Source organism: Paraburkholderia susongensis (assembly GCF_900177725.1).
In the GTDB taxonomy this organism is placed as follows: Bacteria; Pseudomonadota; Gammaproteobacteria; order Burkholderiales; family Burkholderiaceae; genus Paraburkholderia; species Paraburkholderia susongensis.
In genome coordinates, this window is record NZ_FXAT01000006.1 from 67,505 (window position 1) to 92,244 (window position 24,740).

At 62.9% G+C, this 24,740-nt stretch carries 24 protein-coding genes; 20 read left to right on the forward strand and 4 right to left on the reverse strand.

Features of this window, described 5'->3' with window-relative positions; all coding sequences use genetic code 11:
- The first annotated feature begins 65 nt into the window (after positions 1 to 65).
- From B9Z01_RS19255 to B9Z01_RS19275, 5 genes are all read left to right on the forward strand, one after another.
- Positions 66 to 1,304 carry an acyl-CoA dehydrogenase family protein gene (locus B9Z01_RS19255; protein WP_085485896.1) on the forward strand — a complete coding sequence of 413 codons (1,239 nt, stop codon included), beginning with the start codon at positions 66 to 68 and terminating at the stop codon, positions 1,302 to 1,304.
- 1 nt (position 1,305) lies between these two features.
- On the forward strand, positions 1,306 to 2,175 hold the full coding sequence (locus B9Z01_RS19260; protein ID WP_085485898.1) for an alpha/beta fold hydrolase: 870 nt from the start codon (positions 1,306 to 1,308) through the stop codon (positions 2,173 to 2,175).
- Positions 2,172 to 2,492: an NIPSNAP family protein gene (locus B9Z01_RS19265; protein ID WP_085485900.1), complete on the forward strand. Its 321-nt coding sequence runs from the start codon at positions 2,172 to 2,174 to the stop codon at positions 2,490 to 2,492. Before B9Z01_RS19260 ends, B9Z01_RS19265 begins: the two co-directional genes overlap by 4 nt.
- Before the next feature lie 7 nt (positions 2,493 to 2,499).
- A complete protein-coding gene (locus tag B9Z01_RS19270) occupies positions 2,500 to 4,167 on the forward strand; it encodes an AMP-binding protein (protein ID WP_085485902.1) in 1,668 nt (555 codons plus the stop codon).
- 82 nt (positions 4,168 to 4,249) lie between these two features.
- Positions 4,250 to 5,335: a porin gene (locus B9Z01_RS19275; RefSeq protein WP_085485904.1), complete on the forward strand. Its 1,086-nt coding sequence runs from the start codon at positions 4,250 to 4,252 to the stop codon at positions 5,333 to 5,335.
- 174 nt (positions 5,336 to 5,509) lie between these two features.
- On the opposite strand, the gene B9Z01_RS19280 is transcribed toward B9Z01_RS19275, so the two are convergent.
- On the reverse strand, positions 5,510 to 6,613 hold the full coding sequence (locus B9Z01_RS19280; protein ID WP_143808993.1) for a porin: 1,104 nt from the start codon (positions 6,611 to 6,613) through the stop codon (positions 5,510 to 5,512).
- A 229-nt stretch (positions 6,614 to 6,842) separates the two neighbouring features.
- Here B9Z01_RS19280 and B9Z01_RS19285 point away from each other — a divergent pair, with 229 nt between their 5' ends.
- The 11 genes from B9Z01_RS19285 (at position 6,843) to B9Z01_RS19335 (ending at position 17,437) form a co-directional block, all read left to right on the forward strand.
- On the forward strand, positions 6,843 to 7,829 hold the full coding sequence (locus B9Z01_RS19285; protein ID WP_085485906.1) for a LysR substrate-binding domain-containing protein: 987 nt from the start codon (positions 6,843 to 6,845) through the stop codon (positions 7,827 to 7,829).
- A 138-nt stretch (positions 7,830 to 7,967) separates the two neighbouring features.
- Positions 7,968 to 9,467 (forward strand): 2-hydroxymuconic semialdehyde dehydrogenase, encoded by a 1,500-nt coding sequence (locus B9Z01_RS19290; RefSeq protein WP_085486505.1) that lies wholly within the window; start codon positions 7,968 to 7,970, stop codon positions 9,465 to 9,467.
- A gap of 7 nt (positions 9,468 to 9,474) precedes the next feature.
- Entirely contained in the window at positions 9,475 to 9,891 is a 417-nt protein-coding gene (locus tag B9Z01_RS19295; protein ID WP_085485908.1) for a RidA family protein, read from the forward strand.
- A gap of 55 nt (positions 9,892 to 9,946) precedes the next feature.
- Entirely contained in the window at positions 9,947 to 10,480 is a 534-nt protein-coding gene (locus B9Z01_RS19300; RefSeq protein ID WP_085485910.1) for a 3-hydroxyanthranilate 3,4-dioxygenase, read from the forward strand.
- A 169-nt stretch (positions 10,481 to 10,649) separates the two neighbouring features.
- Positions 10,650 to 11,663, forward strand: a complete 1,014-nt coding sequence (locus B9Z01_RS19305; protein ID WP_085485912.1) for an amidohydrolase family protein — start codon at positions 10,650 to 10,652, stop codon at positions 11,661 to 11,663.
- A gap of 145 nt (positions 11,664 to 11,808) precedes the next feature.
- On the forward strand, positions 11,809 to 12,972 hold the full coding sequence (locus B9Z01_RS19310; protein ID WP_085485914.1) for an ABC transporter substrate-binding protein: 1,164 nt from the start codon (positions 11,809 to 11,811) through the stop codon (positions 12,970 to 12,972).
- Between the two features lie 13 nt (positions 12,973 to 12,985).
- A complete protein-coding gene (locus B9Z01_RS19315) occupies positions 12,986 to 13,906 on the forward strand; it encodes a branched-chain amino acid ABC transporter permease (protein WP_085485916.1) in 921 nt (306 codons plus the stop codon).
- Between the two features lie 7 nt (positions 13,907 to 13,913).
- Positions 13,914 to 14,954, forward strand: coding sequence for a branched-chain amino acid ABC transporter permease (locus B9Z01_RS19320; RefSeq protein WP_085485918.1), 1,041 nt, complete (start codon positions 13,914 to 13,916; stop codon positions 14,952 to 14,954).
- Positions 14,951 to 15,724: an ABC transporter ATP-binding protein gene (locus B9Z01_RS19325; protein WP_085485920.1), complete on the forward strand. Its 774-nt coding sequence runs from the start codon at positions 14,951 to 14,953 to the stop codon at positions 15,722 to 15,724. The genes B9Z01_RS19320 and B9Z01_RS19325 overlap by 4 nt, the downstream gene beginning before the upstream one ends.
- The gene (locus tag B9Z01_RS19330) at positions 15,721 to 16,431 is read left to right on the forward strand and encodes an ABC transporter ATP-binding protein (protein WP_085485922.1); all 711 of its coding nucleotides are present in this window, start codon (positions 15,721 to 15,723) and stop codon (positions 16,429 to 16,431) included. Before B9Z01_RS19325 ends, B9Z01_RS19330 begins: the two co-directional genes overlap by 4 nt.
- A gap of 133 nt (positions 16,432 to 16,564) precedes the next feature.
- The gene (locus tag B9Z01_RS19335) at positions 16,565 to 17,437 is read left to right on the forward strand and encodes an alpha/beta hydrolase (RefSeq protein WP_085485924.1); all 873 of its coding nucleotides are present in this window, start codon (positions 16,565 to 16,567) and stop codon (positions 17,435 to 17,437) included.
- On the opposite strand, the gene B9Z01_RS19340 is transcribed toward B9Z01_RS19335, so the two are convergent.
- The gene (locus tag B9Z01_RS19340; RefSeq protein WP_085485926.1) at positions 17,353 to 18,336 is read right to left on the reverse strand and encodes a LysR family transcriptional regulator; all 984 of its coding nucleotides are present in this window, start codon (positions 18,334 to 18,336) and stop codon (positions 17,353 to 17,355) included. The genes B9Z01_RS19335 and B9Z01_RS19340 overlap by 85 nt on opposite strands.
- Positions 18,337 to 18,577: 241 nt before the next feature.
- Between B9Z01_RS19340 and B9Z01_RS19345 the strand changes: the two genes are divergently transcribed.
- The 4 genes from B9Z01_RS19345 to B9Z01_RS34970 all read left to right on the forward strand — a co-directional run bounded on the left by B9Z01_RS19345 (position 18,578) and on the right by B9Z01_RS34970 (position 22,377).
- On the forward strand, positions 18,578 to 18,802 hold the full coding sequence (locus B9Z01_RS19345; protein ID WP_143808995.1) for a hypothetical protein: 225 nt from the start codon (positions 18,578 to 18,580) through the stop codon (positions 18,800 to 18,802).
- Positions 18,803 to 18,847: 45 nt separating this feature from the next.
- Complete coding sequence (locus B9Z01_RS19350) at positions 18,848 to 21,013, forward strand: phosphocholine-specific phospholipase C (protein WP_085485930.1); 2,166 nt, start codon at positions 18,848 to 18,850, stop codon at positions 21,011 to 21,013.
- A 228-nt stretch (positions 21,014 to 21,241) separates the two neighbouring features.
- Positions 21,242 to 22,078 carry an RNase A-like domain-containing protein gene (locus B9Z01_RS19355; protein ID WP_085485932.1) on the forward strand — a complete coding sequence of 279 codons (837 nt, stop codon included), beginning with the start codon at positions 21,242 to 21,244 and terminating at the stop codon, positions 22,076 to 22,078.
- A 5-nt stretch (positions 22,079 to 22,083) separates the two neighbouring features.
- Complete coding sequence (locus B9Z01_RS34970; RefSeq protein ID WP_143808996.1) at positions 22,084 to 22,377, forward strand: contact-dependent growth inhibition system immunity protein; 294 nt, start codon at positions 22,084 to 22,086, stop codon at positions 22,375 to 22,377.
- A gap of 253 nt (positions 22,378 to 22,630) precedes the next feature.
- On the opposite strand, the gene dmpG is transcribed toward B9Z01_RS34970, so the two are convergent.
- Positions 22,631 to 23,695, reverse strand: coding sequence for a 4-hydroxy-2-oxovalerate aldolase (gene dmpG / locus B9Z01_RS19360; protein WP_085485933.1), 1,065 nt, complete (start codon positions 23,693 to 23,695; stop codon positions 22,631 to 22,633).
- Positions 23,695 to 24,654 carry an acetaldehyde dehydrogenase (acetylating) gene (locus tag B9Z01_RS19365; RefSeq protein ID WP_085485935.1) on the reverse strand — a complete coding sequence of 320 codons (960 nt, stop codon included), beginning with the start codon at positions 24,652 to 24,654 and terminating at the stop codon, positions 23,695 to 23,697. The genes dmpG and B9Z01_RS19365 overlap by 1 nt, the downstream gene beginning before the upstream one ends.
- Positions 24,655 to 24,740: the final 86 nt, after the last annotated feature.

A 24,740-nucleotide genomic window follows, 5' to 3' on the forward strand; every position in this document is an offset into this window, starting at 1 on the left:
AGTAATACTTAAAAACAGATTATATCGTCACGAAGAGACCGTGACATATCCCAGAGGGACTAAGAATGCACTTCGACCTGAGCAAAAAGCAGCAGCAACTGATCGCAACGGCGCGTGAACTCGGCCAATACAACTTTGCAAAACGCGCGAGCCACTACGACCGTGAAGCGATTTTTCCGACCGAGAACTACCAGGATCTGCGCCAGGCCGGCTTCCTGAAGCTTTGCGTGCCTGAGGAGTACGGTGGCCTCGGTGCCGACTATCAGACCTACATGCTCGTGGCGGCGGAGATAGGCCGCTGGTGCGGGGCCACGGCGCTCACCTTCAACATGCATACCTGCGCGACCATGTACGCCGGCCTCATGCTCGACGCCTATCCGCTCACGGAGCAGCAGCGTGCCGATCAGCACCGGCGCCGCCTGCATCATTTCGGCCGTATCGTCGAGGAGGGCAAGCTTTATTCGCAGCCGTTCTCCGAAGGTGGAGAGGATTGGACTCAGCGTCCCTACGCCACTTCGGCAAGGCGCGTCGATGGCGGTTGGCTCCTCAATGGCAAGAAGATTTTTGCTTCCCTGTCCGGCGCGGCGGATTTTCACGGCATCACCTGCACGGAAATCCGCGAGGATGGCATGCCGCCGACGTTCCAGGACACGGTGTACCTCGCCGTCGATCAGAACAGCCCCGGCTTCGAGATCACCGGAAACTGGGATCCGCTCGGTATGCGTGGCACGGTCTCGCGCACCTTGATCATGAAGGACGTGTTCGTGCCGGACAACGAAGAAGTGATGCCGAGGGGCACGTACTTCGACATGCGCAAGCTCTGGCCGCACGGCTTCATCACGGTGAATCCCGCTTACATGGGCATTGCCGAAGCTGCGGTGGATTTCACGATCAAATACCTGCGTGGCGAGATCGAAGGCATGCCGCCCGTGCGGCGCCGGCACTATCCGACCAAACGGATGGCCGTCGCCCAGCTTCAGATCATGCTGGAGCAGACACGCGCGCTTTACCACCGCGTGATCAGCGACGCGCGCCCCAACCCGGACAAGGCGGACATCATCCGCATGTACGCGGGTCACTACACCGTGATGGAAAACAGCAACGAGATCTGCCAGCTCGCGATCCGCACGTGCGGCGGTCAGGCGATGCTCAAGTCGCTGCCGCTCGAACGCATGTATCGCGACAGCCGTTGCGGCGCGCTGATGCTGCCGTTCACGGCGGAAATCTGTCTCGACCGGATCGGCTACCTCTCCCTCTACTCGATGGAGGAGTTCGAAAATCTCCCGGCGCCCAAGGCGGATTGAGATGGCGGCCGGCGTACTGCAGCCCGAATCCATCCGCGTGCCCGGTACGCCTGCGCTCGCGCTCCTGCAGGCAGGTCAGGGCGAACTCGTGCTGTTCCTGCATGGAGTGGGCGGCAACAAGTTCAACTGGGCGCGCGAGGTGCGTGTTTTCTCGCGGTATTTTCACGCTGTCGCGTGGGACATGCGGGGCTACGGCGAGAGCGACGACTACGAAGGTCCACTGCGCTTCGAGGATTTGAGTGCCGACATCCTGCGAATCCTCGCCTACTTCGGGGTTCAGCAGGTCCATCTGGTCGGTCTCTCGATGGGTGGGCGCATTGCCTTCGATTTTCTGCATCGCCACCCGGAACGGGTGCGCACGCTCACCGTCTGCTCGGCGAGCCACCGTGCGGCGGAGATGTCGCCGGAGCGGCGCGCGGCCTTTCTCGCGAGCCGCCTGCGTCCGCTCAGGGAGGAGGGGAAAACGCCCGCCGACATTGCGGCCGACGTCGCGCGATCGCTGGTCGGTCCCCACGCTTCGGTGGAAGCTTATGAAGCATTGGTCGAGAGCATGTGCATGCTGCGCGCGGAGAGCTACATGAAGGCATTGGAGGCCGTGTCGACCTACGAGGGTGGGATCCCGCTCGAATCGATCCGGGTGCCGACGAACGTGGTGGCCGCGAGCGACGACCGCCTGATTCCGGCTGATGTCATGCGGCCGATGGCGCAGCGCATTCCGGGCAGCGTGTATCAGGAGATCACGGATTGCGGCCATCTCTCCAATCTCGAGCGGCCATACGCTTTCGAAAGAGCCGTGCTCGGCTTCCTGCTGAAGCATGCCGAAGCGAAGCAGGGCGTGCCGGTACATGGCGGGAGAGAGACTGCCCGATGATCTATGAACTGCGAACCTATACGCTGTGTCCGGGTGGTCTCGGCCCCTGGCTGAAGCTGTATGAAGAGAAGGCGTTGCCGATCTTCGCGGCCATCGAAGACATGCGTCTCGTCGGTTATTTCCGCACCGAGACAGGATGCCTCAATCGCGTCGTGCACCTGTGGTGCTACCCCAGTCTTCAGGCGCGCGAGAGCGTGCTGCGCGCCCTCGCGGCCCATCCCGATTGGGATGCGAAGTTCGTGCAACCGGCACGACCCTACCTCATGTCTCAAGAAACGACGTTTCTGTCGCCTGTCGCGTTTTCCCCTCTTCCATAGACACACCATGAGCTATACCGCACACATCGACACCTTTGCTCGCGATCGGTTGCCGCCGAGGGAACAGCAGCCGGAGTTCCTGTTCGATCTGCCGGAACTGCGGTTTCCCCCGAGGCTGAATTGCGCGGAGGCGTTGCTGGACCGCTGGATCGAGCAGGGGGAAGCCGGGCGTCTATGCATCCAGGCGCCGCCCGACGTTTCGTGGACTTACGGCGATCTGTACGAGAAGGCGAACCGGATCGCGAATGTTCTCGTCGATGAGATGGGGCTCGTGCCGGGCAACCGCGTCCTGCTTCGCGGCGCCAACACGCCGATGCTCGTCGCGTGCTGGTTTGCGGTGGTGAAGGCGGGCGGCATTGCGGTCGCGACGATGCCGCTTCTGCGCGCGAAAGAGTTGACCGAGGTCATCGACAAAGCTCAGGTTACCCACGCGCTCTGCGAAAAAGGTTTCGCGGACGAACTGCGTTCGGCCGCCGCCGCGCAGCCGGTACTCGGGCAGATCCGCTATTACGGCGGCGAGGTGTCAGGGCTCGAAGCAGGCCCCGAAACGGGCCTCGAGGCCGCCATGGCGCGCCAGTCCAGCGATTTCGTCAACGTCCCGACCGCGGCGGACGATACATGTCTGATCGCTTTCACATCAGGTACGACCGGCAAGCCGAAAGGTACGATGCACTTTCATCGCGACGTGATGGCGGCCTGTGCCTGCTGGCCGGTACATGTGCTCAAGGCCGATGCGCATGATCGCTTCGTCGGCAGCCCGCCTCTTGCATTCACCTTTGGTCTCGGCGGACTCGTGCTGTTTCCGATGAGCGTCGGCGCATCCACTATCCTGCTTCCCAAGGCAGGGCCCGAGCAACTGCTCGAGGCGATTCCCCGCTTTGGCGCGACGGTCCTCTTTACCGCGCCGACTTCCTACCGCGCGATGTCGGAGGGCGCCGCGGCGCGCCGGCTCTCGGTGCCGCTTGGCGGCACCTTGCGCAAGTGCGTTTCTGCCGGCGAGGTGCTGGCCGCGAGCGTGCGGGCACTATGGGGCGAGAGGACCGGAATCGAGCTGATCGACGGTATCGGCAGTACTGAACTGCTGCACATCTTCGTGTCCGCGGACGAAGACACTGCGCGGCCCGGCGCGACCGGCAAGGCCGTGCCGGGTTATATCGCCTGCGTCATGGACGAGCACGGCCAGCCGGCGCCGCCCGGCCGCGTCGGGCTGCTCGCGGTGAAAGGGCCGACCGGCTGCCGCTATCTCGACGATCCCCGCCAGAGCGCGTATGTGATGGATGGCTGGAACTATACGGGCGACGCTTATATCGCCGACGAAGACGGCTATCTCTACAGCCAGGGACGCGCGGACGACATGATCATCTCCGCCGGCTACAACATCGGGGCCCACGAAGTGGAGGCGGCGCTATTGCAGCATCCGCTGGTTGCCGAATGCGTGGTGATCGGCGCGGCGGATCGGGAGCGCGGCCAGATCGTGAAAGCGTACGTCGTGCTGCGCGAAGGCTGCGACGGCGGCGATTCGCTCGCCAAGGAATTGCAGGATTTCGTCAAGGCGAACATCGCCCCCTACAAATACCCGAGAGCGATCGAATTTCTCGCAGCGTTGCCGCGCACCGAATCCGGCAAGGTGCAGAGATTCCGGCTTCGCGAGGGTTCCGCGGCCGTCAGTGCGTAGCGTTGGGCCTGGGTCAAGCAAGCGACGTTGCCGATTAATTAAATAGTAGTGCAAATATTATATTTGGAGACACGGAGAAAAAATGAGGAGACTGACGATAGCGGCGGCCATTGCAATGGCAACGGCTGGCAGTGCGTATGCGCAAAGCAGCGTGACGCTGTACGGGATCGTATCGACGGGGATTACTTATATCAGCAATCAGGGCGGAAAGAGCAATGTCCGGCTCGATAGCGGCATCAACCAGGCGGACCGGTTCGGGTTTCGGGGCAACGAGGATCTCGGCGGCGGATTGCGTGCGATCTTCACGCTCGAGAGCGGATTCGATCTGAGTACGGGCAAGCTTGGCAACGGTGGCGCGTTGTTTGGCCGGCGCGCTTATGTGGGCATGGCGAGTGACCGGTTCGGCACCTTGACGCTCGGCCGCGACTACGATTTCGTCTACGACTTTACTTCGCTCTACAGCAACGTCGTGCAGTTCGCACCGTCATATTCGTTTCACCTTGCATACGACATCGACCGGATTGCGGGCGAGGCGGTCAACAACGCTGTCAAATACCGGTCGCCGCAGATCGCCGGGTTCGTGGTGGGCGGCATGTATGGCTTCAGCAACGTAGCCGGATCGTTCGGCGGCGCACCGGGCAATCCACGCGTCTACAGCGTCGGGTTTACTTTTGTGCCCAGTAGCGGCGCGCCATACTCGCTTGCCGGTGCATTCACGAAAACCAACGGCGCTGCCGGGACGCTCGCGCAGATCGCGCTCAACGCGAATTCGATCGAGACCGCGGCGGCGGGCGGGCGCGTGACCTTCGGTCCCGTATCGCTGAACGGGTTGTATACCTACACGAACGCAACTTCGGTCACGGGCGCCGCGTTGATTACGCAGGTTTATGAAGCGGGCCTGGTGTACCAGTTCACGCCATTTCTGAACACAGGCGCGGGCTACGCCTATATCGACCAGCGCACTGGCAAGTTTCATCTGGTCAGCGCGACGATCGACTATCGGCTGTCGAAGCGCACCGACGTCTATCTGTTCGGCACCTGGCAGCACGCGTTCGCGGGTGCGGGTCCGGCGGGCAATTTTCTCGTCGTTACACCGGGAACCACGAATGGCTATTCGTCGTCGGCGAACCAGTTGGCGGTTCAGCTTGGTATTCGCCAGTTGTTCTGATGTGGCGGCGACTTCCCCGTGGTTAGTAATTTAGGGCTTTGTCAGAAAGTTCGACAGGAAATCGCCGGCAGTTCTGCCGGCGAGGTCTTCGGTTTGCGAGGCATATATTTTCCTGGGGAGCAGGATATGCCTTGAACACGAAATTACTGACAAGCCCCCACCGCCCGCTGCGCATCAAAACTTGTGACGAATCCCCACCCGCACCAGCGCCTGCCGGTTGCTCGACGAGGCAGCCGTCACGTAATCCATCTGCGCATGCGTGCCGCTGCTGCCGGTCAGGCACGCGGCCATCGCATAGACGTCGGTGCGTTTCGACAGAAAATAATCGAGCATCAGGTTCGCCTGCTGATAACGCGGCTTGTTGCCGGTAGCGTGTTCGTCGACGTCGGTCAGCGTATAGCCGCCACCCACTTGCAACGCGGGCGAGATGTAATAGCCGAGCCACGCTTCGTAGTTGTTGAAGTCGACGTTCGCGCCGTCGAGTCCGGAATGAAACACCGTGCGCGTCGCGTTCAGCCCGAACTTGAATGAGCCGAGGACGTACGTCGCGCCAAGACCGTAGATTTCCTGGCTCGTCGCACTCGGCAAATAGCGTGTATACAGCGCATTTTTCGGCAGCGAATCGAACACGGCCGCGTACGGGCTATTGATATGCGTATAAGCGGCCGCGGCATATAACGGCCCGTTGTTGTAATTCGCACCCACGCTCACGAGGCTATTGGTCGCGAACGAACCCGGTTGTCCGCCAAACGAATACAACACGCCCAGATGAAATCCGCCGAAACTCGGAGTCTGGTATTTGGCCGCATTATTGACGCGGAAGGTACCGTTCAGATTGTCGACGTCGCCGGCATGCGCAAAGTAAATACCCCATTGGCCCTGCGCACTGACCGGCGCCACATAGTCGGTCATGAACTCGTACTGGCGGCCGAGCGTCAGCGTGCCGAAACGCGAATCGAGACCCACGTACGCGCTGCGGCCGAACAGGCGGCCATTCTGGCCGAGCGCGCCGGTCGACGGATCGAAGCCGTTTTCCAGCACGAAGATCGCGCGCATGCCGCCGCCGAGATCTTCGTTGCCGCGCAGCCCCCAGCGCGAACCCTGCGAGACGCCGCTTTGCATCTGCAGGTTGCTGTGGCCGTTCTGATTGGTCGTATAAGTGAGGCCTTCATCGACGATGCCGTACAGCGTCACGCTGCTTTGCGCGAACGCATGGGAAGTCGTGGCGGCGCCGGCACAGGCCATCACGGCTGCGGCGAACGTCTTGGTTCTGTTCATCGATTTTCCTGATTATGATCTGCTCGCTTGAGCTTGATTGACGGGCAACATCGAGGTTGCTTACCGGCCTGCTCCGGCAGGCTCGGGCGAAAAGCAGAGTGAATCTAGAGCGAGCGGCGCGGAAAAAATAATGAAAAGACCCGCTGTGGCTAGTCGGAACGGTAATATCTGCGGCGATCCGTGCGTCGTTGCCGGCGCGTGGAAACGCGAACACTGGAGGAGATCGAATATGAACAAGAACGTACGCCGCCTGCCTGAACGCGTTGCGGAGCTGTCGCACGTCTCGCTGTCGCGCAAGCTGAAGTTGCAGCAGCTGATTCTCATCGCGAAGGTGATCGACAGCGGCTCGCTGCTGCGTGCGGCGAAGGAATTGGGCATGACGCAGCCCGCGATTACCAAGGCGGTGCAGGAGCTCGAAGCGTTCTTCAGCGCGCCGCTATTCGAGCGCACCAATCGCGGCGTGGTGCCGACCGAGCTCGGCAAGCTGCTCGGCCGCCGCGCGAAATCGATGCATACCGAGCTGCGCTATCTGACCGACGAAATCAACGCGCTACAGGGCGGCACCGCCGGTCATCTGATCGTCGGCACGCTGATCGCCGCATCGGCGCGCCTGTTGCCGATGGCGATTCGCCTCCTGAAAGAGCAGGCGCCGGGCATGGTCGTCACCGTGCGCGAAGCGGCCACCGCGCAACTGTTTCCCGCGCTCGCGACCGGCGATCTCGACATCGTGGTCGGCCGCTTGCCCGAGCGCGAACTGCCGCTCGGGAGCGCGTTTCCATTGCAGCACGAGGTGCTGTTTCAGGAATCGTTTTGCGTCGTGGTCGGCGCGCGCCACGCGCTCAAATTGCCCGCGAAGCCGCGTCTCGCCCATCTCGCGAACCTGCCGTGGATCCTGCCGCTCGCCGATTCGCCGACACGCATTCGCGCGGAACGGCTGTTCCAGGATGCCGGTCTGCCGCTTCCGGCCGATCGCGTCGAATCGCTGTCGATGCTGACCAACATCGGGTTGTTACTCGAACGCGAGTGCGTCGCGTTGATGCCGCGCGCGGCCGCGCAGCAGTTCGTCGACGCGGGCCTGCTCGCGATCGTGCATCTGCGCGAGGCCGCGGATTTCGGCGCGGTCGGCTTCTCGACGCGCGCCGACAAGAAAATCAGCCCGGCCTGCGAACGCTTCATTGCATGCCTGCGCGAGAGCGCGGCGCGCATCGCCGAATGAACGCGTGAGCGCGAGGCATGGCGCGCGTGCGGCCTCAGGTATAGAGGAATGGAATATCGGTGGACGAAATCGTTATTATTTTTTATGGAAGCGGCCTCTTAGACTCATTGCATCCGTTCTACGCAGGAATCCATGCAGATGAGCTATCCGTTTTCGTTTCCTTCGTCGTCCGCCGCAGGTGCGCCGCCTTTGCTGCGCCATTACATCGGCGGTGAATTCGTCACGAGCGAGGCACGCTTCGAGAATCGCAGCCCGGTGACGGGCGAAGTGCTCGCGTTGGTCAGCGAGGCACGCGCGCCCGAAGTGGACCGCGCGGTCACGGCGGCGCGCGCCGCGCTCGACGGTCCGTGGGGCCGCTTCGACGTGCAGCAGCGCGCGGCATTGCTGAATCGCATCGCCGATTGCATCGAGCGCCGCTTCGACGATTTCGTCGCGGCCGAAGTTGCCGATACGGGCCGCCCGGTGCACCAGGCACGCTCGCTCGATATCGCGCGCGGTGTCGCGAACTTCCGCACCTTCGCGCAACTGATCTCGACGACGCCGAACGATATTTTCGAAAGCCGCGCCGCCGACGGTTCCGATCAGTTCAGCTACGTGGTGCGCAAGCCGCTCGGCGTGGTCGGCATCATCTCGCCGTGGAATCTGCCGATGCTGCTGATGACCTGGAAGGTCGCGCCCGCATTGGCGATGGGCAACTGCGTGGTCGTGAAGCCGTCGGAGGAGACGCCTTCGTCGGCGACGCTGCTCGCCGAAGTGATGCACGAAGCGGGCGTGCCCGCGGGCGTGTTCAATCTCGTGCACGGCTTCGGTCCGGGCTCCGCGGGCGAAGCGCTCACGCATCACAAGGACGTATCGGCAATCACCTTCACCGGCGAATCGCGCACCGGCAGCGCGATCATGAAGGCTGTCGCCGATGACGTGAAGGAGATTTCGTTCGAACTCGGCGGCAAGAATGCGGCCGTGGTGTTCGCCGATGCCGATTTCGAAGCGGCCGTCGAGGGCGTGCGCCGTTCGAGCTTCACGAATGCGGGCCAGGTGTGCCTGTGCTCGGAGCGCGTGTACGTCGAGCGGCCGATTTTCGAGCGCTTCGTCGCGGCACTGAAGCAGAAGACCGAGGCGATGAAGATCGGCTATCCGGATGAAGCGAATGTCGACATGGGCCCGGTGATCTCGCATGGACATCGCGACAAGGTGCTGTCGTATTACCGTCTCGCCGTCGACGAAGGTGCAACGGTCGTGACCGGTGGCGGCACGCCGCAATTCGGCGACGCGCGCGACCGCGGCGCCTATGTCGAGCCGACCATCCTGACCGGCCTGCCCGACAGCGCGCGCTGCGTGCGCGAAGAAATCTTCGGACCCGTATGCCACATCGCGCCGTTCGACGCGGAAGACGAAGTGGTGCGCCGCGTCAACGACAGCGCGTACGGGCTCGCTGCCTGCGTGTGGACCACCAGTCTGACGCGCGCGCACCGCGTGTCGCGGCAGATGCATACCGGCCTCGTGTGGGTCAATACGTGGTTCAGCCGCGATCTGCGCACGCCGTTCGGCGGCACGAAGCATTCGGGGCTCGGCCGCGAGGGCGGCCGCCATTCGCTCGATTTCTATTCCGAGCTGTCGACCATCTGCATCAAACTGTGAGGGCATCATGACCGTTTCTTCCCAACTGCTGCCCGAAAAAGCCCGCCCGCGCGGCGCCTATCCGCATCTGAAGCGAGCCGGCGACTTCCTGTTCGTGTCGGGCACGAGCTCGCGCCGCGCTGACAACACTATCGCCGGCGCGCAGGCCGACGCGATGGGCACGATGCAGCTCGACATCCGCGAGCAGACGCGCGCGGTGCTCGACAACATTCGCGACATCCTCGCGACCGAAGGCGCGACGCTGAAGGACGTGGTCGAGATCTGCACGTATCTGGTGAACATGAACGATTTCGGCGGCTATAACGCGGTGTACGGCGACTACTTCGATGCCGAAGGCCCGGCCCGCACGACGGTCGCCGTGCACCAGCTGCCGCATCCGCATCTGGCTATCGAGATCAAGGCGGTTGCCTACAAGCCGCGCTGAAGACGCGCCGTACCGCCTCGCTAGTCATCACATTTGCTGTTTCAGGAGACTTCTGATGTCCAGTTTCATGCCGCCGCTCAACCTGAACCGCTGGATCGACGAACACGCGCATCTGCTGAGGCCGCCGGTCGGCAATCAGCAGATCTGGCAGGACCACGACTTCATCGTGACCATCGTTGGCGGTCCGAATCATCGCACCGACTACCACGACGATCCGAGCGAGGAATTCTTCTATCAGTTGCGCGGCAACGCGTATCTGAATCTGTGGATCGACGGCAAGAAGGAACGCGTCGATCTGCGCGAAGGCGACGTGATGCTGCTGCCGCCGCACGTGCGGCATTCGCCGCAGCGCCCGGAAGCGGACAGCGCCTGTCTGGTGATAGAGCGGCAGCGTCCGGCGGGGCAGACCGACGGCTTCGAATGGTATTGCGACAGCGACGACGGCTGCGGCCAGCTCGTGCATCGCGCCGAAGTGCAACTGATGAACATCGTGACCGATTTGCCGCCACTGTTCGACGCGTTCTACAACGACGAAAAGCTGCGCACCTGCCCGCACTGCGGGCGCGTGCATCGCGGCAAGGGCGCATGAGTCTGGCCTGAGGGACGACGGGGCGCCATAAGAGCGCCGTCAGAGCGCCAGAAAAACGCCCCGAGCGCCACCTGCCCGACACCTGAGAGATGCTGTACAACCCGCGGTCCCGCGTGAGCCGAGTCGCTCGCGCGGAGGCCTGCGGTCAAACCTATTCGAGTTCGACAACATGAAGAAAATCGACATGCACTCGCATTTCTTCCCGCGCATTGGGCGGGAAGACGCGAGCCGGCTGGATGCATCCAGCGCGCCGTGGCTGCAGATCGACGCGAGCGGCGAGACCGGCAACATCATGGTCGGCGAGCGCAGCTTCCGTCCGGTGCGCGAGGCGCTGTGGAATCCGGCCGCCCGCATCGAGGACCTCGATCGCGTCGGCGTCGCCGCGCAGATCGTCTGCGCGACGCCGGTCATGTTCGCCTATCGCTACGAAGCGCGCGCCGCGGCCGACTGGGCCGCGCGCATGAACGACCTCGCGCTCGAACACTGCGCGTACAACCCGAACCGCCTGAAGGCGCTCGCGCAGGTGCCGCTGCAGGACGTCGAGCTCGCGTGCCGCGAGGCGAGCCGCGCGAAGGCGGCTGGTCACGTCGGCGTGCAGATCGGCAATCACCTCGGCCCGCGCGATCTCGACGACGAGCACCTGGTGAGCTTCCTCACGCATTGCGCGAACGACAACATTCCGGTGCTCGTGCATCCGTGGGACATGATGACCGACGGCCGCATGAAGCAGTGGATGCTGCCCTGGCTCGTCGCGATGCCGGCGGAAACGCAGCTCGGCATTCTGTCGCTGATCCTGTCGGGCGCATTCGAACGGATTCCGCGTTCGCTGAAGCTCGCGTTCGCACATGGCGGCGGCAGCTTCGCGTTCCTGCTCGGCCGCGTCGATAACGCGTGGCATTGCCGCGACATCGTGCGCAAGGATTGCCCGCGTCCGCCGTCGGAGTATGTCGATCGCTTCTATGTCGACAGTGCGGTGTTCGATCCGCGCGCGCTGCGTCTGCTCGTCGAAGTGATGGGCGCCGAGCGCGTGATGCTCGGCTCGGACCATCCGTTCCCGCTCGGCGAACAGCAGATCGGCGCGCTCGTGACCAGCAGCGAATGGCTCGACGAGCAGCAGCGAGGCAGCATTTGCGCGGGCAACGCCGCCCGTTTCTTCGATATAGACGTAGAGCGCGCCGTTTAAGCTCATTCAACGCGCCAGCTTTTCCATACCACCCGATCTACAGATCAATCGCTTGCCAGGGGACATTGTCATGACCGTCACGCTCGTTCCTCGTTCGTTGCGCCGCCGTGGTTTTACACAAGCCGCTACTCGCACCCGCGCAGTCATGGCGGTGCTGGGCGCGATGGCCGCGGCCGCGTTATTGCCCGCTCCCGTTTTCGCAGCGGATGCCGCGCCGCTGAAAATCGGCTTCATCGGCACGCTGTCCGGCCCGGGCGGCGCGCTCGGTCAGGATCAGTACGACGCGTTGATGCTCGCGGTCGAGCAGAAGGGCGGCAAGCTCGGCGGTGTGCCGGTGCAGATCGTCCGTGAGGACGACCAGCTGAAACCGGACCTCGCGTTGCAGGAAGCGCAGCAACTGATCAGCCGCGACGGCGTGAAGATCATCACCGGCGTGACGTTCTCGAACGTGATGATGGCGATCCACAAGCCGGTGACGAGCGCCGGGGTGGTGCTGATCGGCTCGAACGCGGGCCCGACGCAACTGGCTGGCGCGGGGTGCTCGCCGCTGTTCTTCTCGACCTCGTGGAATAACGACGAGCTGCACGAAGCCGGCGGCCAGTTGGTGACGAACCTCGGCTACAAGCGCGTCTACGTGATGGCGCCGAACTACCAGGCGGGCCGCGATGCGGTCTCCGGCTTCAAGCGCGACTATCGCGGCTCGATCGTCGACGAAGTCTATACGCAGGTCAACCAGCCCGACTATTCGGCCGAGTTGTCGCAATTGCAGGCCGCACAACCGGATGCGGTATACGTGTTCTATCCGGGCGGGATGGGCGTGAACTTCGTCAAGCAGTACCGGCAGGCCGGTCTGCTCGGCAAGATTCCGCTGATCTCCGTATCGACGATCGACGGCACCACGCTGCCCGCACTGAAGGAACTCGCGGTCGGCGCGATCACGAGCGCACCGTATTCGCCGGACTTGCAGAATCCGCAGAACGCGCAGTTCGTTGCGGCGTTCACGAAAAAATACGGCCGTGTGCCGTCGATGTACGCGGCGCAATCGTACGACGCGGCCACGTTGCTCGATACGGCGCTCACGGCGGTCAAAGGCAACGTTTCGGATAGCAAGGCATTGCGCCGCGCGCTTGCCGGCGCGAAGTTCCAGTCGGTGCGTGGTCCGTTCAGCTTCGACGCGAATCAGTTTCCGCGCGCGGGCTTCTATCGCGTCGACGTGGTGCGCACGGCCAACGGCGCGTCGTTCGAAGCGAAAGGCCCGATCGTGCCGAAGGTCAACAACCCCATTGCACAGCAGTGCAAGATGAACTGAGCGGACGCCGGCGATGAACCTCACGTTGTTCGTCATGCAATGCCTGAACGGCTTGCAGCTCGGCGTGCTGCTGTTTCTGATGGCGGCCGGGCTCACGCTCGTCTTCGGCATTCTGAATTTCGTCAATCTCGCGCACGGTTCGCTGTACATGATCGGCGCGTTCATCGGCGCGCTGGTCTATAACCAGAGCGGGTCGTTCGTGCTTGCCGCGCTTGCGGTGGTGGCGGCGCTCGTCGCGCTCGGCATGCTGCTCGAGTCGGTGGTGTTCCGGCGGCTGTATCAGCGGCATCACCTCGACCAGGTGCTCGCGACCTTCGGGCTGATCCTGTTCTTCAATGAGCTGACGCGCATGATCTGGGGGCCGTCGCCGTACTACATGGAAGTGCCCGAAGCGCTGTCGGGCGCGGTCAACCTGTTCGGTCTTCACTATCCGGCCTACCGGCTACTGATCGTCGTCGTCGGGCTCGCGGTCGCGGCCGGCTGCTACGTCGTGATTCATCGCACGCGCATCGGCATGCTGATCCGCGCGGGTGCGACGCATCGCGAGATGGTCGCCGCGCTCGGCGTGAACGTCGTGCTGCTCAACGCAGTGCTGTTCGGCGTCGCGGCGGCGCTCGCGGGCATTGCGGGTCTGCTCGCGGGGCCGATTCTGTCGGTGCAGCCGGGCATGGGCGAGCCGGTGTTGATCCTGACGATGGTTGTGATCGTGATCGGCGGCATCGGCTCGATTCGTGGCGCGTTTCTCGGCGCGCTGCTGGTCGGCGTGATCGATACGCTCGGGCGCACGTTGCTGCCCGCGCTGCTGCGCCAGGTGCTGGAGCGCAGCAGCGCCGATACGGCCGGGCCCGCGCTCGCGTCGATGCTGATCTACATCCTGATGGCGCTCGTGCTCGCGTGGCGTCCGCAGGGTCTCTTTCCCGTCAAACATTCCTGAAGCCGACATGATGCCTATTCCTGTTTCCGTGAGCAGCACGGCGAGCGCGCAGAGCGCGGCGGGCACCGAGCGCCGTCGCGTGAGTTACGTCGACCGGTTCGGCTGGCTGCTCGCCGTGCTGCTGCTCGCGGTACCCGCCTATGCGGCAATGACCGGCCAGCCGTTTCTGGTGGTGCTATTCGCGCGCATTGCGATCTTCGCGATCGCCGCGCTGTCGCTCGACCTGATGCTCGGCGTCGGCGGTCTCGTCAGCTTTGGACATGCGTTGTATTTCGGGGTCGGCGCGTACGTGACCGGGATGCTCGCGCAGCATGGCGTCGCGAGCGGCACGGTACATCTGGCGACGACACTCGCGGCCTGCGCGGTCATCGCACTGGTGACCGGTGCGATCGCGCTGCGCACGAGCGGTATTGCGTTCATCATGATTACGCTCGCGTTTGCGCAAATGTTTTATTTCTTCGCAGTGAGTCTGCGCGAATATGGCGGCGACGACGGATTCGCACTCGCGAGCGCGAGCCGTTTCGGCAGCCTGTCGCTCGGCGATTCGATCACGCTGTACTACGTGGCTACCGGTTTGCTGGTCGCGCTGCTGCTGTTCGGCCGGCGTTTTCTGAAGAGCGCGGCGGGCATGACGCTCGGCGGCATCCGCATCAATGAGCGCCGTATGCGCGCACTCGGCGTGCCGGCCACGCAGATGAAGCTCGCGGTCTACGTGATCGCGGCGATGCTGTGCGGCGTCGCGGGCATGCTGTTCGCGAACCTCACGCAGTTCGTCGCGCCTTCGTATATGTCGTGGACGATGTCGGGCGATCTGATCGTGATGGTCGTGATCGGTGGCGCCGGTAGCTTCGTCGGACCGCTGATCGGCACGCTCGTGATGGTGCTGCTCGAAGAAGGGCTGAAGAGCGTCACCGAACACTGGATGCTCGTGATGGGACCGCTGATCGTCATCGCGGTATTGCTGAGCCGGCGCGGTCTGATTGGTCTCGCGTATGCGCTCGATGCAAGGCGCGAGCGCAGCCGCGCTTCGCGGGGAGGTGCGCAATGAGTCTGCTGCATGTACAAGGACTCGTGAAGCGCTACGGCGGTTTCACGGCAACCGACCATTTCAGCGTGACGGTCGAACCCGGCGAGATTCACGCGGTGATCGGCCCGAACGGCGCGGGCAAGAGCACGCTGATCGGCCAGTTGGCCGGCGAGCTGACGCCCGACGAAGGCACGATTCAGTTCGCGGGCGAGGACATCACGCGCCTGCCGGTCGAGCGGCGCGCACGGCTCGGACTCGCGCGCTCGTATCAGATCACGTCGGTGCTGCCTGAATACACGGCGCTCGACAACGTGCTGCTCGCGGTCAACGCGCAGCGCGCGTCGCGCTTCAATTGCTGGAGCCGGCTTGCCGCGCGTCGCGACGTGTTCGACGACGCGCTCGCGCTGCTCGAACAGACGGGCCTCGCCGCGCAGGCGGATGTTTGCGTGGCCGAGATGGCGCACGGTGAACACCGTCAGTTGGAACTCGCGATGGCGTTGGCGAGCCGCCCGCAACTGCTGCTGCTCGACGAACCGATGGCCGGCATGAGCCAGGCTGAAACGGTGCAGATGACTGCACAATTGCAGGCGCTGAAGGGCACGCATGCAATGCTGCTGGTCGAGCACGACATGGACGCGGTGTTCGCGCTCGCCGATCGCATCACCGTGCTGGTCTACGGTAAGGCGCTCGCGACCGGCACGCCGGACGAAATCCGCTCGAACCCGGCCGTGCGCGCGGCCTATCTCGGCGACGAGCAAGCGCCGTCGAACCTGTCAGGGAGCATTGCATGAGCCGCCTGCTCGAAGTCGCTTCGCTCGAAGCATTTTACGGCCGCAGCCAGGCGCTGTTCGGCGTCGAGCTGAATATCGACGACGGCCAGTTCGTGACGATGCTCGGCCGCAACGGGATGGGCAAATCGACGACGGTCAAATCGATCGCGGGTCTGCTGAAGTCGCGGCGCGGTTCGATCCGCATGGCGGGCCAGCCGATCGAAAGCGCTGCGTCTTATCGGATCGCGCGCGCGGGCATCGGGCTCGTGCCGGAAGGGCGGCACATCTTCCCGACGTTGACGGTGCGCGAGAATCTGGTTGCCACTGCGCGCCACGTCGAGCGGCCGGGCGGTGCGTGGACACTGCAACGTGTCTATCAGCTCTTTCCGCGTCTCGAGGAACGCGCGCGCAATCTCGGCTCGGCACTGTCCGGCGGTGAACAACAGATGCTCGCGATCGGCCGCGCGTTGATGACGAACCCGCGTCTGCTGATTCTCGACGAGGCAACCGAAGGGCTTGCGCCGCTGATTCGCGAGGAGATCTGGAAGTGTCTCGCCGAGTTGAAGAAGACCGGTCTCGCGATTCTGTGCATCGATAAAAACCTGGCGTCGCAGCTCGCGATTGCGGACTATCACTATGTGATGTCGAAAGGCACGGTGGTGTGGCACGGTACGTCCACGCAACTGAGCGCCGAAGCGGACGCCTTGCATGCGCATCTGAGCATCTGATCGGGGTCGCTTCGATAGAATGCATTGGCCGCGGCGCTTGACGGCGCGCGCGGCATTTTTCGTATTTGCCACTGCATTTGCAGTATCCACAGCATTTGCATGCCTCTGCGTGCAAATACCAAAAGGACTCCTCATGCCGTTCGATCTGACTTTCGCCGATCTTGCCGAACGCGCGGTGCAGTACAACGCCCGCGCATCGGTGAGCGATTTCGACGCCGAGATGCGCACATATGCATCGCTCGCGCTGGCTTCACGGCAGCGCTGCACGGGCATTCTCGATCTGCGGTACGGCATGGGGCAGGCCGAGCGCATCGATATTTTTCCGGTCACCGCGGCAGCGCAGCGTGCGCCGCTGTTCGTTTTCATTCACGGCGGCTACTGGCGCTCGCAGCGCAAGGAAGACGCGTGCTCGATGGTGGGCGCATTCACTGATGCGGGCGTGGCGGTGGCGATGGTCGAGTACACGCTGCTGCCGGAAGCGACGCTCGGCGAAGTGGTGCGCGAAGTGCGCAGCGCGTTTGCATGGCTGTACGAGCATGGCGGCGCGTATGGGATAGATACGCAGCGTATCCACGTGTGCGGCAGTTCGGCCGGCGCTCATCTCGCCGGCATGCTTTACGCGGACGACTGGCAGGCGCGCTTTGACGTGCCGCAGGATGTGATCAAAGGCGTGGTGGGGCTGAGCGGGCTTTACGACATTCGTCCGCTGTGCGATATCAACGTCAACGAATGGCTGCGGCTGTATCCGGATCAGGCGGCGTTGCTGAGTCCGGCGTTGTGTCTGCCGAAGAAGGCGCCGCCGCTGGTGCTGTCGGTGGGCGGGCTGGAGACGGTCGGGTTCAGGAACCAGACGCTGCAGTTTCATGAAGACGTCAGCGCGCGCGGCTTGCCGGTGACGCTCGTGCCGAACACGCACTCGAATCACTTCAATCTCGTCAATGAATTCGCGCAGCCGGAGAGTGCGTTGTTCGAGGCCGCGATGGGGTTGATCGGAAGCGCGGGTTGATGCGATTGGCGGGAAGGGCCGGCGCCGTTTTCACGCATCTGCCCACACGGTACGATGCACGCAAGAAACGCCTCGATGGTGGGACTATGCCGGCGCGCCTTGAGGTAGTAGACGTATTCGTCGATCGTCGTGTCGACGTCGCTTAGCTTGATGACGCGCAGGTCGGGATGTTGCTCCGCTTCGCCACGCGGAAAAAGACTCGCGCCCACGCCATGCAGGATTGCTTCGCGGATCGCCTCGCGGCTGCCGATCTCCGCGATGGACGCCGGCCTGACGCCAGCCTGCTCGAGAATATCCTCGGTGCAGCTGCGGGTGACGGAACCCGCTTCACGGATCAGCAAACGCACGCTTGCGAGTTGCGCCGCTTCGATAGCCTCGAAGCGGGCGAGCGGATGGCTGTGATGCACGACGAGCACGAGCGGATCGGTCGAGATCACGCGCCGCTCAAGCCCTTCCACATCGTTGCGGCGCGACGAGACCGCGAGGTCGATGCGAAATTCGAGCAGCGCATTGAGGATGTCTTCCGAATTGCCGATCCGGCAGGTGAGGGCGATTGATGGATGCGCTGTCGAGAACCGCCCGATCGCTTCCATGATGTAGTAAGGCCCCGTTGCGCCTAGCCGCAGTTGGCCTTCGAACAACCCGCCGATGTTGCGCAGCATGATGTCGGCCTGCGCTTCGAAGTCGATCATTTTTTCGACGAGGGGCAGGAGCCCGATGCCCGTCTCGGTGACGGCGAGGCGGCGCCCGCTGCGATAAAACAGTTCAACGCCGTATAACTGCTCGATCTGCCGGATCTGCGCGGCGATGGTCGGCTGGCTGACGCCGAGATGCCGCGCCGCCTGGGTGATGCTGCCTTGGCGGACCGTCGCGTGAAATGCCTTCAGCTGATCGAACACAATTCCATCCTCATCTCCTCCTGGGTCTCGCGGCAGCTTAGCGTGCCGATGTGTCGCGCGGATGACGCGCGTATGTCGTATGCGCCGGCCGATATGCGTTCTCGTTTGCGCGCGGCGACGCATGCTTTGGCATCGAACAAAAAAACTGAGGTAGTCCAAAAGAAACCTGGTGGAACCGGTCACGTCGAGGACATTCACCGATGCGTTAATGCACGCACTCGTCATCCACGGACCCATTTCCATGCGTCGAATCGATTTGCGCGCCGTCTGGGCGGCGCCACTCCTTTGCTGCGTGCTTGCCGCGTGCGATGGCAGCGGCAGCACCGGCACGCCAGTTTCGCAGAGCGCAAACAGCCAGCAGATGGCTGGCTCCGACGCGAATACGAACCAGAGCGCCGAAGACAACGCGCCGGGCGAGCCCGTCATGCACTGGGCGCCCGACGCCGGCACGAGCAACGCGCACTGATCCGCAGGCCGCATTTCTTTTCCATCCCAATCACAGGATTACCCCATGTCGACGAAAAACAGGCGCGACTTTCTGCGCGTCGCTGCCCAATCGGCGGGCGCAATGGCTGCGTATGCGGGCTTTCCGCCAGCCATTCGCAAGGCGCTCGCGATGCCCGCCGCGAGGCGCACGGGCACGATTCAGGACGTCGAGCACGTCGTGATCTTCATGCAGGAGAACCGCTCGTTCGACCACTACTTCGGCGGACTGCGCGGCGTGCGCGGCTTCGGCGATCCGCGTCCGCACCTGCTGCCGAGCGGCGCACCGGTCTGGCAGCAGCCGCCCGCATCGGTACAGACGTCGCAATATCAGTCGCGCGGGCTGAGCCCGTCGGCGCCGTACGTGTTGCCGTTCTATCTCGATCCGAAGCAGACGACCGAATTCCAGCCGGGCACGAACCACGGCTGGAGCACCGGCCACCTCGCGTGGAACGACGGTCAGTGGGACCAGTGGGTGAACCAGAAGCAGGATGTCCTGACGATGGGCTATCTGAAGCGCGCGGATGTGATGTACCACTACGCGCTCGCCGACGCGTTCACGGTCTGCGATGCGTATCATTGCTCCGTGCACGCTGATACCGCACCGAACCGGATCTACCTGTGGACCGGCACGATCGATTCGCGCAACATCTACGGCAGTCCGCCGAACGGCCCCGGCATCGGCGAGCGCGATAACGTGAACGGCTATACGTGGACCACGTATGCCGAGCGTCTGGAGAACGCGAACATCTCCTGGAAGGTGTACCAGGGCGGCACGGGCATTCCGGGCGACCCGACCGACAACTACACCGACAACTCGCTGATGTTCTTCAAGAAGTTCCAGGTGCAGGAAGGCGCGAGCGGCCCGCTCGTCGACAAGGGCGCATCGAACCACACGCTTGCCGAGCTCAAGGCCGACGTGCAAGCGAACCAGTTGCCGCAGGTGTCATGGATCGTTGCACCGTACAAGTACAGCGAGCACCCGTCCGCGTCGCCGACCGATGGCGCGTTCTACATCAACATGGTCCTCGAGGCACTGACGTCGAACCCCGACGTGTGGGCGAAGACCGTGTTCATCCTCAATTATGACGAGAACGACGGCCTGTTCGATCACGTCGTGCCGCCGGTGCCGCCGCTCACGAGCGGGCTGAACGGCGAGGGCATGATGTCGTCGAGTTTGCTGTCGAATATCGGCGACGAATATCTCGACCTCGGCAAGTATCCGCAGGAGATGGGCCCGCTCATTCCGGGCGCGGACCCCGGCGGGATCCAGCCGATCGGCCTTGGGCCGCGCGTGCCGCTGATCGTGATCTCGCCGTGGTCCAAGGGCGGCTGGGTCTGCTCGGAGACCTTCGATCATACGTCCGTGCTGCGCTTTCTCGAGGCGCGTTTTGGCGTCCAGGAGCCGAACATCAGCGCGTGGCGCCGCTCGGTTTGCGGCGACCTGACCTCCGCGTTCGACTTCTCCGGCAAGCCCGACACGTCGACGGCGAGCTTCACGGTGCCGCAACACATCCAGACAGCCGGCCAGGCGTATCAGGTGCCCGCGCAGCAAACCATGCCGACGCAGGAGCCCGGCACGCGTCCGGCGCGGGCGTTGCCGTATGAAGTGTTCGTACACAGCCGCGTGAGCGGCCGCGACGGCAATCTGTGGCTCGACTTCTCGAACACCGGAGCGGCGGGCGCGGCGTTCTACGTGTACGACCGCCTGAACCCGGCTAACCCGCCGCGCCGCTACACGGTCGCATCGCGGGACCAGCTCGCCGACTACTGGAGCACGTCGGCCGCGCAAGGTGCGTATCATCTCGCGGTCTACGGGCCGAATGGTTCCTTGTACGAGTTTCAGGGCAATGTGCAGGTCGCGGCGGACGGGCGTCACGCGAACCCCGACGCGCGCATCGGCTACGATGTGTTCAACCGCCATGTGTATCTCGAGCTTCGCAACACAGGCACTGCCGCATGCAGCGTCACCGTCGACAACGCGTATAGCCGCGCCAACGCGCATCAGTACACGGTGAGGGCCGGTCAGACAGTCCAGGATCACTGGGAACTGAGTTCGAGCCACGGGTGGTTCGACCTGAGCATCGCAGCGACGACGCAGGGTGGTGCGTCGGACAAGGTGTTGCGCCGCTTCGCGGGCCACGTCGAGACGGGGCGGCCAAGCCAGAGCGATCCGGGGCCGGTGAAGCGCTGATTGGCGAATTTGTTCATGACGAAACGCGGCTTTCAACGGCAAAGCCGCGTTTCCGATTTGCTACCTCAACCTGCTCAACCTGGACACTTCGAGCGGCGCATTGCCCGCGCCGGTGCTCATGAGTAAGCAATTCAGGGTTTGCGGTACTCGAAAATCATCCATCGCCCATATCACGCCTCGTCGTTGTCGGCTAACTTAGCTCTGCGAACAACCAGGCGGAGTATGTGAATGTCAGCAGGGCAAGATCGGGACGGCGTGCGAGTTGTGTTCAGCGCCCCGCAGTTAGCGGCAATGCTGGCTCGGGTATCGATTAGCGAGACGGAGACGCTTTCGAACCGTCTTTGGGGCGGTTTGCAAGTTGTTGGTGGCGTGCTGGAAATGGTGGGTGCAGGAGCGCTATGTGTGCTGCCCGAACCGACGATGGCAAGCAAGGCTGGATGTGTGGCATTCGGTCTGCATGGCTCGGATACGGCGGCATCGGGGCTGCGGCAGCTTTGGACCGGCACCGACACGCAAACACTGACACAGCGAGGCACTGCGAAGCTCGCCGAGGCGATGAAGGTCAGTCCCGACATGGCGAACAATATCGGCCTGTCGCTCGATATCGCCGTGCCCTTCGGCTTTGCTGGCTCGATCAGGGCTGCGCGCGTCGCGCGTGTCACAATGGGCCGGATTAATCTGGAAATGCACGAAGCGAAAGCGGGAAGCGGGATCGGCGGCCATACGCTCGAGAAGCACGTGGGAAAAGACAAAGCGTGGTTGCAGGCAAGACTTGCGCGCGAGCCTCGGCGTGAAATGGTCAGTTCATTCTTTGATCGACAAGCGGCTGAATGGGCCATTTCTGGAATCATGCAGAAGCGCGCATCGGATATCCAGGCATGGACACGGCCAGGCAATGCCAGCCGCACACTCCAGTTGGTTGGCGAGACTGGAAGAACGGTAGGATACGGATTGGTGAGGGAAACCGGAAAGATGATTGAACTGAGCAAGGTTGAGATGTTCTTGCGCAAGGAACGATACAACGGCATGCCATATTACGTAGTTACTGCTTTTTTGGTGAAATAAAGGCAATGAAACATACCGATCGATACCCCGAACTTTCAAAGTTTCTCCAAGGTTACTTAGGAGAAGAATTTGATTTATGGGGGGATACGATAGAGGAAATCGTTGCTGCGTATAGAAGTGAAAGTCAACCGCCAGCACGGTTAATTCTGGTAGGTCAGATTGATCAATTCTGTCGCGATCATGCACTGGATCTCGACACCGCGTTTAAGGCTGCGTACGGGCTGACTTTTAATCCTGTCTCGTGGGGACACACCACCGCGTCGTTCTTTGAAGAAGTGAAGCGGCTTCTCAACGAATAACCACGCCACGCCGGCGATGAATCTTATCAAAGACGTCCTGACCGAGAGAAGAGCAGGTGATATCAGAATTTCATTTCAGGGCTAATCGTCACCAGCGAAAACTACCGACACTTCTGTATCTGATTCGAAGGTGAGGACTAACCGGACAAACAGCGTCAACCGTCGGTCCACGCCGGATCAGTCGCAACCGGCTCACAACGAAACGCGGCTTTCAACACCCAAGCCGCGTTTCTGCTTCGCTACCTTAACCCGTTTAATCCGCCTCACTCATCGTCGGCTCGACGCGCACCTCTTCATGCGCGGCGCGCTTCAACAGATCGAGCGCAACGTCGACGATCATATCTTCCTGCCCGCCCACCATCTTGCGCCGCCCAAGCTCGACAAGAATGTCGACCGTCTTGAGCCCATACTTGCTCGCGGCAATTTCCGCATGCCGCAGGAAGCTCGAATACACACCCGCGTAACCCAGCGCGAGCGTCTCGCGATCCACGCGCACCGGCCGGTCCTGCAACGGCCGCACCAGATCGTCCGCCGCATCCATCAGCCGATACAGATCGCAGCCGTGATTCCAGTCCTGACGCTCCGCCGCCGCGATGAACACCTCGAGCGGCGCATTGCCCGCGCCGGCGCCCATGCCCGCGAGGCTCGCGTCGATGCGATCGCAGCCCTCCTCGACCGCCACTAGCGAATTCGCGACGCCGAGGCTCAGATTGTGGTGCGCGTGCATGCCGGTCTGCGTTTCCGGCTTCAGCGCGTCCTTGAACGCTCGGAAGCGGTCGCGAACGTCGTTCATGCCGAGCGCGCCGCCCGAATCCACGACGTACACGCAGCTCGCGCCGTAGCTCTCCATCAGCTTCGCCTGCTCAGCGAGCTTCTGCGGCGTCGTCATATGGCTCATCATCAGAAAGCCGACCGGGTCCATGCCGAGTTCGCGCGCGAACTCGAGATGCTGGCGCGACACGTCCGCTTCCGTGCAATGCGTGGCGACCCGCACGACACGCGCGCCCGCATCGTAGGCATTGCGCAGATCGTGCATCGTGCCGATACCGGGAATCAGCAGCGTCGCGATCTTCGCGGTCGTGACGCTTTCGGCCGCCGCCGCGATCCATTCGACGTCGCTATGCGCGCCAAAACCGTAGTTGAAGCTCGATCCTTCGACGCCGTCGCCGTGCGCGACCTCGATACTGTCGACGCCCGCCTGATCGAGCGCGGCCGCAATCGCCTTCACGTGAGCGATGCTGTACTGATGGCGAATCGCATGACTGCCGTCACGCAGCGTCACGTCGGAGATATAGAGTTTTTTGTCGATCGTTGTCATTACACGGCCTCCTTGTGTCCACGCGCGATGCCGGCCGCGACGCGGCGGCGCGCCATCATGTCGGCGCAGGCGAGCGCGGCCGACGTCATGATGTCGAGATTGCCCGCATAGGCGGGCAGGTAGTGAGCGGCGCCTTCCACTTCGAGAAATACCGAGGTTTTCAGGCCATGCCTCGGGCCGATGCCGGGCACGTTCAGCGGCTGTTCAGGGGCGATCACGTCGAACTGCACCTTCTGCTTCAGGCGGTAGCCCGGCACATACGCCTGCACGCTTGCGACCATTTGCGCGATGCTGTCTTCGATCGCCTGCTGGTCCGCAAGATCGGACAGCACGAACACCGTGTCGCGCATGATGAGCGGCGGTTCAGCCGGATTCAGCACGATGATCGCCTTGCCTCGCGTCGCGCCGCCGAGCGTTTCGATCGCGCTGCGCGTCGTTTCGGTGAACTCGTCGATGTTCGCGCGCGTGCCGGGACCCGCCGACTTGCTCGCGATCGACGCGATGATTTCCGCGTAATGGACCTTCGCGACGCGCGACACCGCCGCGACGATCGGAATCGTCGCCTGGCCACCGCAGGTGACCATGTTCATATTGGTCGCGTTCTCGGCTTCGAGATTGATCGCCGGGATCACGTACGGGCCGATTGCCGCGGGCGTCAGGTCGATCACCTGCACGCCATGCTGCTGTAGCACGTCGTTGTGGCGCTTGTGCGCGCCGGCCGACGTCGCGTCGAACACGATGTCGATGTCTTTGAACAGGTCGAGTTTCAGCAGACCGTCGAGACCTTCGGCGGTCGTCGTCACGCCGAGCCGGCGCGCCCGCGCGAGGCCGTCCGATTGCGGATCGACGCCGACCATCGCACTCATTTCGAGGTGCTGACTATTGCGCATCACTTTTATCATCAGATCGGTGCCGATATTACCGGACCCGATGATCGCCACTTTTACCTTACCAGTCATATTCACTCCTGAATCGTGCTTGATACTTCTGTTTGCGTACGCGAGGTTGTGCAGCGCGCCGTCCGGTGCTCCACGGGTGGCGCGCC

Bases quoted from the DNA above. Each gene is read 5' to 3' on its own strand.
- B9Z01_RS19255 (WP_085485896.1), top strand. From the start codon at position 66: ATGCACTTCGACCTGAGCAAAAAGCAGCAGCAACTGATCGCAACGGCG.
- B9Z01_RS19260 (WP_085485898.1), top strand. From the start codon at position 1,306: ATGGCGGCCGGCGTACTGCAGCCCGAATCCATCCGCGTGCCCGGTACG.
- B9Z01_RS19265 (WP_085485900.1), top strand. From the start codon at position 2,172: ATGATCTATGAACTGCGAACCTATACGCTGTGTCCGGGTGGTCTCGGC.
- B9Z01_RS19270 (WP_085485902.1), top strand. From the start codon at position 2,500: ATGAGCTATACCGCACACATCGACACCTTTGCTCGCGATCGGTTGCCG.
- B9Z01_RS19275 (WP_085485904.1), top strand. From the start codon at position 4,250: ATGAGGAGACTGACGATAGCGGCGGCCATTGCAATGGCAACGGCTGGC.
- B9Z01_RS19280 (WP_143808993.1), bottom strand. From the start codon at position 6,613: ATGAACAGAACCAAGACGTTCGCCGCAGCCGTGATGGCCTGTGCCGGC.
- B9Z01_RS19285 (WP_085485906.1), top strand. From the start codon at position 6,843: ATGAACAAGAACGTACGCCGCCTGCCTGAACGCGTTGCGGAGCTGTCG.
- B9Z01_RS19290 (WP_085486505.1), top strand. From the start codon at position 7,968: ATGAGCTATCCGTTTTCGTTTCCTTCGTCGTCCGCCGCAGGTGCGCCG.
- B9Z01_RS19295 (WP_085485908.1), top strand. From the start codon at position 9,475: ATGACCGTTTCTTCCCAACTGCTGCCCGAAAAAGCCCGCCCGCGCGGC.
- B9Z01_RS19300 (WP_085485910.1), top strand. From the start codon at position 9,947: ATGTCCAGTTTCATGCCGCCGCTCAACCTGAACCGCTGGATCGACGAA.
- B9Z01_RS19305 (WP_085485912.1), top strand. From the start codon at position 10,650: ATGAAGAAAATCGACATGCACTCGCATTTCTTCCCGCGCATTGGGCGG.
- B9Z01_RS19310 (WP_085485914.1), top strand. From the start codon at position 11,809: ATGGCGGTGCTGGGCGCGATGGCCGCGGCCGCGTTATTGCCCGCTCCC.
- B9Z01_RS19315 (WP_085485916.1), top strand. From the start codon at position 12,986: ATGAACCTCACGTTGTTCGTCATGCAATGCCTGAACGGCTTGCAGCTC.
- B9Z01_RS19320 (WP_085485918.1), top strand. From the start codon at position 13,914: ATGATGCCTATTCCTGTTTCCGTGAGCAGCACGGCGAGCGCGCAGAGC.
- B9Z01_RS19325 (WP_085485920.1), top strand. From the start codon at position 14,951: ATGAGTCTGCTGCATGTACAAGGACTCGTGAAGCGCTACGGCGGTTTC.
- B9Z01_RS19330 (WP_085485922.1), top strand. From the start codon at position 15,721: ATGAGCCGCCTGCTCGAAGTCGCTTCGCTCGAAGCATTTTACGGCCGC.
- B9Z01_RS19335 (WP_085485924.1), top strand. From the start codon at position 16,565: ATGCCGTTCGATCTGACTTTCGCCGATCTTGCCGAACGCGCGGTGCAG.
- B9Z01_RS19345 (WP_143808995.1), top strand. From the start codon at position 18,578: ATGCGTCGAATCGATTTGCGCGCCGTCTGGGCGGCGCCACTCCTTTGC.
- B9Z01_RS19350 (WP_085485930.1), top strand. From the start codon at position 18,848: ATGTCGACGAAAAACAGGCGCGACTTTCTGCGCGTCGCTGCCCAATCG.
- B9Z01_RS19355 (WP_085485932.1), top strand. From the start codon at position 21,242: ATGTCAGCAGGGCAAGATCGGGACGGCGTGCGAGTTGTGTTCAGCGCC.
- B9Z01_RS34970 (WP_143808996.1), top strand. From the start codon at position 22,084: ATGAAACATACCGATCGATACCCCGAACTTTCAAAGTTTCTCCAAGGT.
- dmpG (WP_085485933.1), bottom strand. From the start codon at position 23,695: ATGACAACGATCGACAAAAAACTCTATATCTCCGACGTGACGCTGCGT.
- B9Z01_RS19365 (WP_085485935.1), bottom strand. From the start codon at position 24,654: ATGACTGGTAAGGTAAAAGTGGCGATCATCGGGTCCGGTAATATCGGC.